Source organism: Streptomyces sp. NPDC017246, from assembly GCF_044331325.1.
Lineage (GTDB): Bacteria > Actinomycetota > Actinomycetes > Streptomycetales > Streptomycetaceae > Streptomyces.
This window is the reverse complement of record NZ_JBIRMW010000002.1, coordinates 305,679-318,680: the sequence shown is the minus strand read 5'-3', so window position 1 is coordinate 318,680 and position 13,002 is coordinate 305,679. Positions and strand designations below refer to the sequence as shown.

The 13,002-nt window shown below is 70.3% G+C and carries 10 protein-coding genes; 3 read left to right on the top strand and 7 right to left on the bottom strand.

Annotated elements, in window-relative coordinates:
* Nucleotides 1-59: 59 nt before the first annotated feature.
* The 3 genes from ACH4MY_RS06145 (at nucleotide 60) to ACH4MY_RS06135 (ending at nucleotide 2,999) form a co-directional block, all read left to right on the top strand.
* The gene (locus ACH4MY_RS06145) at nucleotides 60-1,133 is read left to right on the top strand and encodes a ParA family protein (RefSeq protein ID WP_397998222.1); all 1,074 of its coding nucleotides are present in this window, start codon (nucleotides 60-62) and stop codon (nucleotides 1,131-1,133) included.
* On the top strand, nucleotides 1,130-2,221 hold the full coding sequence (locus ACH4MY_RS06140; RefSeq protein WP_397998219.1) for a ParB/RepB/Spo0J family partition protein: 1,092 nt from the start codon (nucleotides 1,130-1,132) through the stop codon (nucleotides 2,219-2,221). The genes ACH4MY_RS06145 and ACH4MY_RS06140 overlap by 4 nt, the downstream gene beginning before the upstream one ends.
* Before the next feature lie 160 nt (nucleotides 2,222-2,381).
* Nucleotides 2,382-2,999 (top strand): GNAT family N-acetyltransferase, encoded by a 618-nt coding sequence (locus tag ACH4MY_RS06135; protein WP_397998216.1) that lies wholly within the window; start codon nucleotides 2,382-2,384, stop codon nucleotides 2,997-2,999.
* A gap of 122 nt (nucleotides 3,000-3,121) precedes the next feature.
* On the opposite strand, the gene trxA is transcribed toward ACH4MY_RS06135, so the two are convergent.
* From trxA to ACH4MY_RS06100, 7 genes are all read right to left on the bottom strand, one after another.
* Nucleotides 3,122-3,454, bottom strand: a complete 333-nt coding sequence (gene trxA, locus ACH4MY_RS06130) for a thioredoxin (RefSeq protein WP_189833694.1) — start codon at nucleotides 3,452-3,454, stop codon at nucleotides 3,122-3,124.
* Between the two features lie 46 nt (nucleotides 3,455-3,500).
* Complete coding sequence (trxB, locus tag ACH4MY_RS06125; protein WP_397998212.1) at nucleotides 3,501-4,466, bottom strand: thioredoxin-disulfide reductase; 966 nt, start codon at nucleotides 4,464-4,466, stop codon at nucleotides 3,501-3,503.
* A gap of 139 nt (nucleotides 4,467-4,605) precedes the next feature.
* The gene (locus ACH4MY_RS06120; protein WP_397998209.1) at nucleotides 4,606-5,544 is read right to left on the bottom strand and encodes a zf-HC2 domain-containing protein; all 939 of its coding nucleotides are present in this window, start codon (nucleotides 5,542-5,544) and stop codon (nucleotides 4,606-4,608) included.
* Entirely contained in the window at nucleotides 5,541-6,251 is a 711-nt protein-coding gene (gene sigM / locus ACH4MY_RS06115) for an RNA polymerase sigma factor SigM (protein ID WP_397998206.1), read from the bottom strand. Before sigM ends, ACH4MY_RS06120 begins: the two co-directional genes overlap by 4 nt.
* Nucleotides 6,252-6,359: 108 nt before the next feature.
* Complete coding sequence (locus tag ACH4MY_RS06110) at nucleotides 6,360-8,084, bottom strand: protein kinase family protein (RefSeq protein WP_397998203.1); 1,725 nt, start codon at nucleotides 8,082-8,084, stop codon at nucleotides 6,360-6,362.
* A 119-nt stretch (nucleotides 8,085-8,203) separates the two neighbouring features.
* Nucleotides 8,204-10,441 carry a murein biosynthesis integral membrane protein MurJ gene (gene murJ / locus ACH4MY_RS06105; protein ID WP_397998200.1) on the bottom strand — a complete coding sequence of 746 codons (2,238 nt, stop codon included), beginning with the start codon at nucleotides 10,439-10,441 and terminating at the stop codon, nucleotides 8,204-8,206.
* Between the two features lie 45 nt (nucleotides 10,442-10,486).
* Nucleotides 10,487-12,868: a DUF6049 family protein gene (locus ACH4MY_RS06100; RefSeq protein ID WP_397998198.1), complete on the bottom strand. Its 2,382-nt coding sequence runs from the start codon at nucleotides 12,866-12,868 to the stop codon at nucleotides 10,487-10,489.
* Nucleotides 12,869-13,002: the final 134 nt, after the last annotated feature.

Below are 13,002 nucleotides of genomic sequence, written 5' to 3'. Positions count from 1 at the left end.
CCACAGAGGTGGATTCACCCACAGAACCACCGACCTCGCTGGTTCGCGACCCCGAAAGCATGGCAGGCTCTCCCCATCGCGAGCCTGAAGCCGAGGAGAGTGAATCCTTGCGGTCCGACGCCAACATCGCGGGACCGATGACCGATCCGGTCCCCGGTCCCCGAACCGAATCGGTGGGGGAGGATGTTTCACGTGAAACACCGCCCCCGATGGACGACACCCCCATTGGTCGTGCTGCCCAACTGGCAGTAGAAGCCTTGGGTCGTGCCGGTGAGGGACTTCCCCGCCCGGCTCAGACTCGCGTGATGGTGGTCGCCAATCAGAAGGGCGGCGTGGGCAAGACGACCACGACGGTCAACCTTGCCGCGTCCCTGGCCCTGCACGGTGCTCGGGTCCTGGTCATCGACCTCGACCCGCAGGGCAACGCCTCCACGGCGCTCGGCATCGATCACCACGCCGAGGTCCCCTCGATCTACGACGTTCTCGTGGACAGCAGGCCGCTCTCCGAAGTGGTCCAGCCGGTCATGGACGTCGAGGGCCTCTTCTGCGCCCCCGCCACCATCGACCTCGCCGGCGCGGAGATCGAGCTGGTCTCGCTGGTGGCGCGTGAGAGCCGCCTGCAGCGGGCGATCCAGGCCTATGAGCAGCCGCTCGACTACATCCTGATCGACTGCCCGCCCTCGCTCGGTCTCCTCACGGTCAACGCGATGGTGGCCGGAGCCGAGGTACTGATCCCGATCCAGTGCGAGTACTACGCGCTGGAGGGGCTCGGTCAGCTCCTGAGGAACGTCGACCTGGTGCGGGGGCACCTGAACCCCGCGCTCCATGTCTCGACGATCCTGCTCACCATGTACGACGGCCGGACGAGGCTCGCCTCCCAGGTCGCCGACGAGGTGCGGACCCACTTCGCCGAGGAGGTGCTGCGGACCAGCATCCCGAGGTCCGTCCGTATCTCGGAGGCCCCGAGCTACGGGCAGACGGTCCTCACCTACGACCCGGGCTCCAGCGGCGCCCTGTCGTATCTCGAAGCGGCACGTGAGATCGCCCTGCGGGGGGCCGTGCAGGACGACCCGCAACACGCCCATGCAGGGCACCAGAACCACCAGCGCAGCAGGTCGGAGGGGATCCAGTGAGTGAGCGACGTAGGGGACTGGGGCGTGGGCTCGGTGCGCTGATCCCCGCTGCTCCCCAGGAACGGCAGACGTCGGCGGGCGGCGTGGGCGTGGCCTCTCCCGGAGCGGTCCCCGCCATGCCCTCGGACCGAGGGGTGGCCGCCGCGAAGCTGGCGACGCTCCCCCAGAGCCCGAAGTCTCCCGACTCCACGGTGTCGTGGACCGAGGCCGAGCCGGTGGCCGTGGCGGAGTCCCCCGCCGGGGCGCACTTCGCCGAGCTGCCGCTCGACTCCATCACGCCCAACCCGCGTCAGCCGCGTGAGGTTTTCGACGAGGACGCCCTGGCCGAGCTGGTCACCTCCATCAAGGAGGTCGGCCTGCTGCAGCCCGTCGTCGTGCGCAAGGCCGGCGCCGACCGCTACGAGCTCATCATGGGCGAGCGGCGCTGGAGGGCCTGCCGTGAGGCCGGTCTGGAGCGGATCCCGGCGATCGTGCGGGACACCGACGACGAGAAGCTGCTTCTGGACGCCCTCCTGGAGAACCTCCACCGGGCTCAGCTGAACCCGCTGGAGGAGGCTGCCGCCTACGACCAGCTGCTCAAGGACTTCCACTGCACCCATGACCAGCTGGCCGACCGGATCGGGCGCTCGCGCCCCCAGGTCTCCAACACGCTGCGTCTGCTGCGCCTCTCCCCGCCGGTGCAGCGCCGGGTGGCCGCCGGAGTGATCTCCGCCGGTCACGCCCGTGCGCTTCTCGCCGTGGACGAGCCGGAGGCGCAGGACAAGCTGGCGTACCGGATCGTGGCCGAGGGTCTCTCGGTGCGTGCCGTCGAGGAGATCGTCACGCTGATGGCCTCGGAGCCCAGCTCCGCGGTCAAGCCGAAGGGTCCGCGTGCGGGAGGCCGTGTCTCGCCCGCGCTGACGGATCTCGCGTCCAGGCTCTCCGACCGCTTCGAGACCCGGGTGAAGGTCGACCTGGGACAGAAGAAGGGAAAGATCGTCGTCGAGTTCGCCTCGATGGACGATCTGGAGCGGATCCTCTCGACCCTGGCTCCCGGCGAGGGACGGGTCATGGACCAGAAGAACGACGAGCAGGGCGCGGAGGGCTGATTCCTCCTGCTCGCTGAGGCCGCCGAGGGCGGGCCGGGCTCCGGTTTTCACCGGAACGCGGCCCGCCCTTTGCCTGTGAGCGGTGTCCTCCCGATCGCCCGATCGATACGATTCCAAGAGGCGTATCCGTGCGCGATGGCGAGGGAAGTGAGGCGCGGCCGTGGGGCGTCGGCTCGTACCGCTCACACTGGACAACCTTCCGGACCTGCCCAATCGGTGTCGCTCCTGTGTCTTCTGGGAGCTGGACCCGGTCAGCGGCGAAGCAGCGGTGAAGGCGGGGCGTTCGGAGCTGGAGAAGGAAGCCTGGATCTCGGGCGTTCTCCTGGAGTGGGGCTCCTGCGGACGGGTGGTCTATGTCGACGAGGTGCCGGTCGGCTACGTCCTCTACGCTCCCCCGGCCTATGTGCCCCGTTCGACGGCCTTCCCGACGAGTCCCGTGTCCGCCGACGCCGCGCAGCTGATGACGGCCTGGATCATGCCGGGCTACCAGGGGCAGGGGATCGGCCGGATGGTCGTACAGACCGTGGCCAAGGATCTGCTGCGGAGGGGGTTCAAGGCCATCGAGGCCTTCGGGGACGCTCGGTGGAAGGAGCCGGCCTGTGTGCTGCCGGCCGACCATCTGCTGGCGGTGGGCTTCAAGACGGTCCGGCCGCATCCGGCCTTCCCGAGGCTGAGGCTGGAGCTCCGTACGACGCTCTCCTGGAAGGAGGACGTCGAGATGGCACTGGACCGGCTCCTCGGCGCGGTGCAGAAGGAACCCGTTCTGAGGCCGCTCTAGCGTCGGGACACGAGAACGGCCCGCTCCCTTCCGGGAGCGGGCCGCTTCTGTTTCACGTGAAACATTGCGTCTGCGTCTGCGTCTGCGTCTGTTCCTGTTTCACGTGAAACAGGGAGACGGCATCAGGCCTTGGACGGCTCGACGAAGTCCGCGAGGTCGCGCAGGATCGCGGCCTTCGGCTTGGCACCGACGATCGTCTTCACGACCTCGCCGCCCTGGTAGACGTTCAGGGTCGGGATCGACATGACGCCGTACTTGGCGGCCGTGGCCGGGTTCTGGTCGATGTTGAGCTTCACGATCTCGATCTCGCCGTGCTCGGCCGCGATGGCCTCGAGCGACGGGGCGATCTGGCGGCACGGGCCGCACCACTCGGCCCAGAAGTCCACCAGGACGGGCTTGTCGCTCTTGAGGACGTCCTCGTCGAAGGAAGCGTCGGTCACAATCTTGAGGGCCACAGCGGCCTCCTTGATCTCGCGGGGTGTGGGGTGGGGAGTGAAGGGGTCAGACCGCGGGGGTCTCGGCCAGCTTCTCGCTGTCGGCGAGCGCGGCCAGGAAGCGCTCGGCGTCCAGCGCGGCCGAGCAGCCGGTACCGGCTGCCGTGATGGCCTGGCGGTAGGTGTGGTCGACGACATCGCCGGCGGCGAAGACACCCGTGAGGTTCGTACGCGTCGACGGGGCGGCCACCTTGAGGTAGCCCTCCTCGTCGAGGTCCAGCTGGCCCTTGAAGAGCTCGGTCCGCGGGTCGTGGCCCACGGCGATGAAGAGGCCGGTGACGGGCAGCTGGCGGGTCTCGCCGGTCTTCGTGTCGCGCAGGGTCAGGCCGCTGAGCTTCTGCTCACCGTGGATCTCGGTGACCTCGCTGTCCCAGGCGAAGGAGATCTTCGGGTCGGCGAAGGCGCGCTCCTGCATGGCCTTCGAGGCACGCAGGCTGTCCCGGCGGTGGACGATCGTGACGGACTTGGCGAAGCGCGAGAGGAAGGTGGCCTCCTCGATCGCGGTGTCGCCGCCGCCGACGACGGCGATGTCCTGGTCCTTGAAGAAGAACCCGTCGCAGGTGGCGCACCAGGAGACACCGCGGCCGGAGAGCGTGTCCTCGTTCGGGAGGCCGAGCTTGCGGTGCTGGGAGCCGGTGGTGACGATGACGGCCTTGGCGCGGTGCACGGTGCCTGCGGTGTCGGTGACGGTCTTGATGTCACCGGTCAGGTCCACGGCGATGACATCGTCGGGGACCAGCTCGGCGCCGAATCGCTCGGCCTGGGCTCGCATGTTGTCCATCAGGTCCGGGCCCATGATGCCGTCACGGAAGCCGGGGAAGTTCTCGACCTCGGTCGTGTTCATCAGTGCGCCACCGGCGGTGACGGCACCTTCGAAGACCAGGGGGTTCAGCGACGCTCGGGCGGTGTAGAGCGCGGCGGTGTAACCCGCGGGCCCCGAGCCGATAATGATCACGTTACGGACGTCGCTCACGGGTTTCTTCCTCGTCTCTGCAGACTGCTACTGCCTACGGGGGCGGTCGCCTCGGTCACTCTCACCCCACCCAACGGATCCTAAGGGGCGTACATTCCCGAGACCGCCGCACGGCACCGTGGCCGGACGGGAAGCGAGGTCAGGAGCGGGGGTATGTCTCACTGAACAGGAGATCGGCGGCCGGGCTTCTGCTCGCGGTGGTTCGATCCGCGCAGGAGGCATCGAGTACATAGGCCTGGACCCGGCCGCTGTCCGCGGGATCCGAGAGGACCAGCAGATAGGCGGGCGTTCCCTGGTACTCGCCCTTCTCCTGGCCCAGGACCGCGTCGGTGCGGCCCGTGCCGGCCAGGACGCAGCCGGGGACGGCTCCGTCCCTGTTCCGCTCGGGGGCCGTGGTGCCGGCTTCCGCGGACATCGATTCCGGTCCGACTCCCTGGGGAGTCCTGGCCGTGCCGCCCTCGGCGAGGAGCGCGTGGACCCGGTCTTCGACCGGAGCGCCGGAGAAGGGGCTCAGGGCCGCTCCGGCGACGGTGTCGGCCTTCTTGGTGTCGGCCGCGCCCCCGTCGGCGGTCAGGTTGCCCGCCTGGCTGAGGTACAGGCTCGTCCCGAGGACCACGGCTCCGAAGGCGGCGCCGAGCGTGGAGAGCAGAGCGATCCGACGGCGTCGAGGCTTCCCGTTCCGGCCGGGACCGGTGGTGGCGCCGGGACGCCCGGCAGGACGGTCCGTGGCCGGACGGGGAGTGACGGAGGGCGCCGCTTCCGACGGGGTGCGCGATGTTTCACGTGAAACAGGGGCGTCGGAGTCCGGCGTGGTGGCATTGAGAAGGGCTTCGGCGGCCAGGGCGGCATCGATCCGTCCGGCGATGTCCGCGGGCATCCGGGGCGGTCCGGGGAGGGTGCCGAGCAGGCCGCGGATCTCCTCGAGGGAGGACCGTACGTCCGCGCAGAGGGGACAGCCGTCCAGATGCCGCCGGACGGCGGCGGAGCGGGTCGGCGAGAGGAGCCCCTCGGTCAGATCGGAGATTTCCGAGACGTCCGGGTGCTGTGTGGTGTTGGCCCTGCCGGCCGTGGAAGTCACGTGCGCCCACCTCCGCCCTTCACAGCAGCTGGATCAGTCGGTCCGGTGTCCGTCGGCCCCGGCACCGGTGGGACGGATGTCCCCGGCGTCCGGTTCCTTCCCCCATCGGGGGCCTCGTTACCCACCGTGTCGGCGCGCAGATGAGTGACCATCGGAAGCAGCCGTGCCCGTCCGCGCGCGCAGCGGCTCTTCACCGTGCCGGTGGGGACGCCGAGGATACGGGCCGCCTCGGCGACCGGGTATCCCTGCATGTCGACCAGGACGAGGGCGGCGCGCTGGTCCGGGGCCAGTGTGGCGAGCGCGGCCAGCAGCTCCCGGTGGAGGTCCTGGCGCTCGGCGGGGGCCTCGGCGGACTCATGGGGTTCGAGGAGCTGCTCGAACCGGGCGGGGTCGTCGACGGAGGCGGTCTTGCGGGAGGCGGTCTTGCGGGCGCGGTCGATGCAGGCGTTCACCGTGATGCGGTGGAGCCAGGTGGTGACGGCCGACTGGCCGCGGAAGGTGTGGGCGGCCCGGAAGGCCGAGAGCAGGGCGTCCTGGACGGCGTCAGCGGCCTCCTCGCGGTCCCCCAGGGTGCGCAGGGCCACGGCCCACAGCCGGTCGCGGTGTCGCCGTACGAGCTCACCGAAGGCATCGGGGTCCCCGGCGACATGGCGTGCCAGTAGGGCGTCGTCCGTCGCGGTCCGGGGATCGTCAGCCGCTGGTGCCACGGTTCCCCTCCTCGCTCGGCAGCCGTGCAGGCATTCAATCCGGTCCGTGCCCGGAAGTAAATGAGCGCCGAGCTGGGCTCGGCGCTCATCGGTGGGGCGTGGTCGTGGTTAGGGGGTGGTCCCCTCGAAGGAGACGTTCGTGATGGCCTGCTTGAAGCCGGCCCCGAAGTACTCGTCCCCGCTGGAGTACGGCGCGGAGGTCATCCACAGCAGCACATAGCGCGTCTTGACCGGCGTCTTGGTCTCCGGCTTCGCCGTCGAGTCCGAGGTCTCGACCGTGGCGATCTTCTTCATGGAGTCCGGGGTGCCGGAGGGCGACATCGCGTCCGCCGCGTACAGGGTGACGGTCGTGTGCGGGCCGCCGTAGCGGAGAGCTATGGACGCCGACGAGACGTTCCGCTCGCTCCCCAGGTCGTAGACGATCCCGACACCCTGCTTGTACGGCGCAAGGACGGGGCCGCCGACGAAGGTCTTGGTGCGCCAGTACGAGGAGCTGTCGCTGTCGTAGGTGTTGCCGACGCTCTCGGGGTTCTGGGGCTTCCCGTCGGGCGCGTACTCCTCGGCGGACTCGATCGCGAGCGGCTTGGGCGGCTCGGGCTTCTCGTCGTCGATCGTCGGAGACGTGTTCGGAGGCTTGATCGGGTCGTCCTGGCCGAGGAGCCGGTCCGCGATCTGCCAGCTGCCGAGGCCCAGGGCGGCGATCAGCAGGGCGGAGACCGCCCACTTCAGCGCCTTGCCGGTACGGCTCTGCAGCGGGGGCGGCGGGATGACCACCGGCTGGGTGACCGGCGGACGGGGCTGAGGGCGCCCGTACGTGCCCTGCTGGTAGGTCGTGCGCTGGTAGTCGGGCGGGGAGGCGAACTCGGGCTCCGGCGGCTTCACACGGGGCATCGCGGCCACGGCCTTGGCCAGCTCGTCCGGCGTCGTGCAGGGCGGCTCCTGACGCGACGCGGTGGCCCCGTCGTTGGCCAGGGCGCGCATGGCGATCTCGGAGAGGCCCCGGTGGACACCGGCGCGTACCTGGTCGGGCGGGAGCAGGCCGACGCCCTTGGGCAGGCCGGAGAGTCCGTAGGCGTCGCTGTCGTACGGCCAGCGCTGGGTGAGCGCGGCGTACAGGAGTGCGCCGATGGCCTCGGTGTCGTTGCGCTGCGGACGTTCGGCGGTGATGCCGCGCAGGGCGGCGTTCACGGCGAGTCCACGGATCCGGTACTGGCCGGTGGAGCTGCGCAGGACGGCGCTCGGCGTGAGCCGGAGGTGGGCGAGGCCTTCGCGGTGGGCGGCGGCCATGGCCTGGGAGACCTGGCTGACGAGTTGGTAGGCGTCGTGGGGCTCCAGCGGGCCGGCCGCGAGCAGGGCGGTCAGCTCGGTGGAGTCGGGCAGCCACTCGTGCACGACGTACACGAGGTCGTTCTCCTCGACGGCGTCGAGGACCTGCACGAAGCGAGGGTCGCCGAGGAGGGCCGAGGAACGGGCCGCGGCCAGAACCGAACGTGCCCTGGGGTGGTCCGCGGGCAGCAGATGCACCCCGACGGCACGCCGCAGTTTCTCGTCGACGGCACGCCAGCTGCTGAAGCCGTCCAGACGGGTGACGCACTCCTCCAGCCGGTACCGTCTGGCCAACTTGTGGCCGCTGTGCAGTTCCGGTGCCGTGATGGAGGGTTGTTCGCCGCTCTGTCGTTCGACCGCCTTCTTCTCCGTGGCCTCGGCGGACTTCTCCGCCGTCTTCTGCTTGTCCGCCACCCCGTCGGTCGCGGCCGTGTCCGCCTTGGCGGTCAGCGGGTCGTCACCGCTGTTGTCGGCCACGTCGACGGCAGCCGTGCTACGTTCCGCCACCGTCGTTCCCTGCCTCCCCATCCGTTGCGCCACATCCAACAGCCAAGCCAATTGTGCCCACAGTTGGACGCTATGCACGACACGCGGTTCCCCCCGATGGTTGTGCGGGTCCCGCCGGTTCAGCGTCCCAGACGTCCGCGCACCATTCCGACCAGGGTGTTCAGCTCCGTGATCCGCATGCGCTTGGCCGCCACGAAGAAGACGCCGAGCAGCACCACTCCGCCGATGAGCAGGGCGACGAGCGAGCCCAACGCGCCCTCGCCGAGGAGCTTCAGCAGGCCGAAGCCGACGGCGCCGGAGACGATGGCGGCGGGCACGGAGGCCATGCAGAGGCGCGCGTAGGTCCGCATCACCTGGGTGCCGTCCAGATCGCCGCCCAGGCGCTTGCGAAGGCGGCGCCAGGCGATGCCGACACCGACGGCGTAGGCGAGGCCGTACGAGGCGGCCATGCCGACGACGGCCCACTGGGCGGGCAGGACGACGTAACAGATCGCCGAGGCGGCCGCGTTGACGGCGGCGACGATGACCGTGTTGTAGAAGGGCGTCCGGGTGTCCTCGTAGGCGTAGAAGCCGCGGAGCACGACGTACTGGACGGAGTAGGGGATCAGACCGAGGCCGAAGGCCATCAGGATGAAGCCCATGCCCTGGGCGGCCTCGACACCGCTGGAGGCGTAGAGCAGCGTGCACATCGGGACGCCGAGCGCCAGGAAGGCGAAGGAGACCGGGACGATCGCGACGGCCGAGTTGCGCAGTCCCTGCGAGATGTCGTCCCGGACGGCACCGGGGTCGTTGTCGTGGGCGGCGCGGGAGATCCGGGGCAGCAGCGCGGCCATGACGGAGACCGTGATGATGGCCTGCGGCATGCCCCAGATCAGCTGGGCGTTCGAGTAGGCGAGGAAGCCCGCACCGTTCTTCCCGGACTCCTCACCGGCGGCCGTGGCGAGCTGGGTGACGACCAGGACGCCCGCCTGGTTGGCGAGGACGAAGAGAACGGTCCACTTGGCGAGCTTGACCGTCTTGCCGAGCCCGTGGCCCTTCCAGTCGAAGCGGGGCCGGAAGCGGAAGCCCGTCTCACGCAGGTACGGGATCATCGCCAGGGCCTGGACGACGAGTCCGAGCAGGGTGCCGATGCCGAGCAGGCGGATGCCGTCGTCCGGGATGGTCTGGACACCCATGTGGGACTCGGCGGAGGTGCCGTAGACCCAGATGAACAGGCCGAAGGTGACGATCATGACGATGTTGTTGAGGACCGGGGTCCACATCATCGCGCCGAACTTGCCGCGTGCGTTCAGGATCTGACCCATCACCACGTGCACACCCATGAAGAAGATCGTGGGCAGGCAGTAGCGGGCGAAGGTCACGGCCACGCTGTTGGCCGCGGCGTCGTCGGCGATGGTGTTCGACATCAGCCGGATCAGGACCGGCGCCGCGAAGACGGCGAGGAGCACGATCGCGCCGAGCGCCACCATGACCAGGGTGAGGAGCCGGTTGGCGTAGGCCTCGCCGCCGTCCTCGTCGTTCTTCATCGAGCGGACGAGCTGCGGGACGAAGACCGAGTTGAGGCCGCCGCCGACGGTGAGGATGTAGATCATCGTCGGCAGTGTGTAGGCGATGGTGAAGGTGTCGCCCAGCAGGGCGGCTCCGAGTGCGCCGGTGATGACCAGGCTGCGGACGAAGCCGGTGAGCCGGGACACCAGGGTGCCGGCCGCCATCACCGCGCTCGACTTCAGCAGCCCGGAGGCGCGCCCGGACTTCTTGGGGGCGGGGGCGGGCATGGGGTCCGGCTCCGGGGCGGGCGGGGGCACCTGGCCTGGCGTCTGCTGGTCCCGGTAGAGGTGCGCGAAGGCGTCCGGCTCGGGCTGCTCCTCGCCGGCCCGGGTCACGAGGTCGTCGACGCCGGTGAACTGGACCGTCCGCGCGTCGTCGCCGTACGGCAGGTGACGCGAGGGGCCCTCGGGCTCCGGTGCCGGGGTCTGTGCCCACACCCGGGGGTCGGGGGCGTGCTGGGGCGCGGCCGGCTGCTGGTAGAGCGGCTGCGGCTCCTGGTAGGTGCCGGGCGGGGGCGGCGGATGCGCGGCGCGGTCGTAGAGCGCCTCGGTCACCGGGTCCTGCGCGGACAGGTCCTGGGCGCGGTAGGGGTCGTGGGTGAAGGCGTCCTGGACGTAGGGGTCCTGGGCGTACGGGTTCTGGCCGTAGGGGTCCTGGGCGTAGGGGTCCTGCCCCTGCGGGACAGGGGCGCCCTGCTGCGGGGGCGGCACCGGCGGGTAGCCGGAGCCGGAGGGTGCCGCGGGCGTCCCACCGGACGGCGGGGTGCCGCCCGCGCCCTGGCCGCGGTCACCGTCGTACGGCGCGTTCATGGTTACCCCACCTCATCGTCCCCGGCCGACCGGCCACGACATCGCTCAACGGTCCACTTTCTCACCCGGGCCCGACGGGCCGCCGCTTTCGTGCCCGGTGTCCGCTGTCGGGTCACTCGGCTGCTCGGGTTCGTCCCTGCCGGGTTGCTCCGAGGGAGCCTCCGCGTCCTCCGGCGCCGTGTCCGTGTCCTCGTCCGGCTCGGGGTCCGTCTCCTCCGGCGCGGTGGCCGCCTCCGCCGCTTCGGTCGCGGCGCTCCGAGCGGCCACCCGCTTGCGCTGGCTGTACATCCGGACACCGGCCAGGACGAGGAGCAGGACGCCACCGGCGATCACGAGCATCACCGTGGCGGTGATCTCGGAGACCTTCACCGTGAAAGTCATCGGCTGCCCGTACGGGGTGCCGTCGTCGGTGTAGAGCTGGGCGGTCATCGGCACCTGGCCGTTGACGTTGGCGGAGGCGGTGAACTTCACCGACTGGCTGTGTCCGCCGCTGATCCTCACGGGCAGTTCGGCGGCCCCTTCGCCGTTCAGCTGCAGCCGGTGCTTGTTGTCGGAGGTGAGCCGCAGGACGAGGTGCACGTCCTGGAGCAGCTTGTTCTGGACGGTCACGGGGATCGTCGCGCTGCGGCCGGAGAGGGTGAGGTCGGACTTGTCGACCAGCTGGACCCCCTCGGTGAGGGTCTGCAGATACTCCAGGACGTTGATCCGGTAGAGCGCCGCGGCCCTGGCCTGTCCCCGCCACGAGGTCGACATCTCGCGGTTGATCGCGTTGCCGAACGGGGTCACCACGCGGTCCTTGGCGCTGAGGATGACCTTGAAGTCGTCCAGCTCGTCGCGGGTGGTCTTCATGTCGCGGAAGGCCTGGACCGGAAGCTCGCTGTCGCGCAGCTTCTTCGGGTACCGGGAGCTGCTGGGCACCGCGGTGGAGGCGTCCGGGTCCGGCTTGGCCGCGGCCGCCGCCAGGAGGTCGCTGGGCTGGCTCCAGCGCTTGGCGGAGAGCCCGCGCAGGGCGGTCGCCATGGTCTGCGCCTGGGAGATGCTCGGGACCCGCTGCGGGGCGACCACGACGCTGCGCTGGTCCTCCGGCTGTTCCAGGGTGATCGCGAGGGACTGGGCGAGGAATTCCTGGACCGCGAGCGTGGATTTCTCCGCCCGGACCATGTCGCCTTCGAAGGCGGTGGACAGGAGGGCGTCGCTCACCACGGCCGTCGTGCTGCCGTCGCCGAAGGGGCGGGCCGCGGTGGCCGTGTAGGAGAGATCGTCGCGGACGCTGTCGCTGCGGGCGATCACCTTGTCGGCGCCGGCCGAGGTCGCCACCGCCAGGATCGACGGGTCGACGGCTCCGTCGGCGGGCCAGGCGAAGTCGGTGGAGGGCTGGACGTGGAGGACGGTCTCGACCGTGGTCCCGGCGAGTGCGGTCGCCGACTGGAGGTGTCCCAGCGAGCCGGGCACGTCCTTGCCGCGGTGGGCGAGGGAGGCGAGGTCGGGGTCCGCGAAGGGAAGGGCGACGACCTTGTGGCCCTGGACCGCCTTCTCCAGCGCGTTCAGCCACCGCTCGGCGACGGCCTGGTTCGTGCCGGGGACGTGCAGGGTGCCTTCCTTGACCTGGTAGCCGTTCGCCATGGCGTCGACGGAGGCCAGCAGGTCGGGGTCGACCACCCAGGTGACCGGGAGGTCCTTGCCCAGCGAGACCATCTGGTCGAGCCGCCCGCCGGGCTTCAGCTCGGTCGCCAGGGCGTCGTCCTCGAAGACCGGGGTCTGCTGGTCGTCGGTGGCCGTCTCCGCCGAGACATGGGCCGAGGAGATCAGCGGCCAGAGGTAGGTGAGCTGGGTCCTCTTCTCGGTGGCCTCGGGCTGGTAGGGCACGAAGGTCCGCTCGATGCCGAGGACGCGGTCGTAGCGCCGGTCCGGGGTCTGCCCGGTGAGGGAGACGCCCAGCTGGTAGACGCCCGCCTCGTCGAAGCCGAGCTCGGAGACCGGCACGGAGAGGGAGAACTCGGTACTGAGTCCGGCGCCCAGCCGGGAGATCTTGACCTCGGGGGTGTCCTCGAGGGGGGCCGGGTCGCTGTCGGGGCGGTAGCCGGTCCGCCCCGTCACCCGCTCGATCTCGCTGCGGCTCGTCATCCGGGGGCCGACGCTCAGCTCCACGGTCGCGTCGGTCACCGTCTTCCTGCTCCGGTTGGTGACCGTTCCGGTGACGGTGACCGTGTCCCCCTCGACGGGGGCGCTGGGGGCCAGCGTGTCGAGAGACACATCGACGGTCTTCGAACCGGTGGGGTCCTCGGCCGCGGATGCGGGGGAGGTCACGGCCGGGGCCTGGAGCAGGCCGGCGAGGAGTGGCGCCCCGACGGCGACGGTGATTGTGCGCCGCAGCCATCGGCGGGCAGGTGAGGGACCGGTTCCCTGGGTGTCTGCCGCCTCGGCCACGCGTTCGCCCGTCCTCGTCGTTGTCTGTGATGCCAGTGGTGTAGATGGTTCCCGGTTGCTGTGTCCAGGCATGGTAACGAGGCACGCTGGGAGCAAGTGCCGGGGACTGCTCCAGCCGATCTTCGACCGGAGCC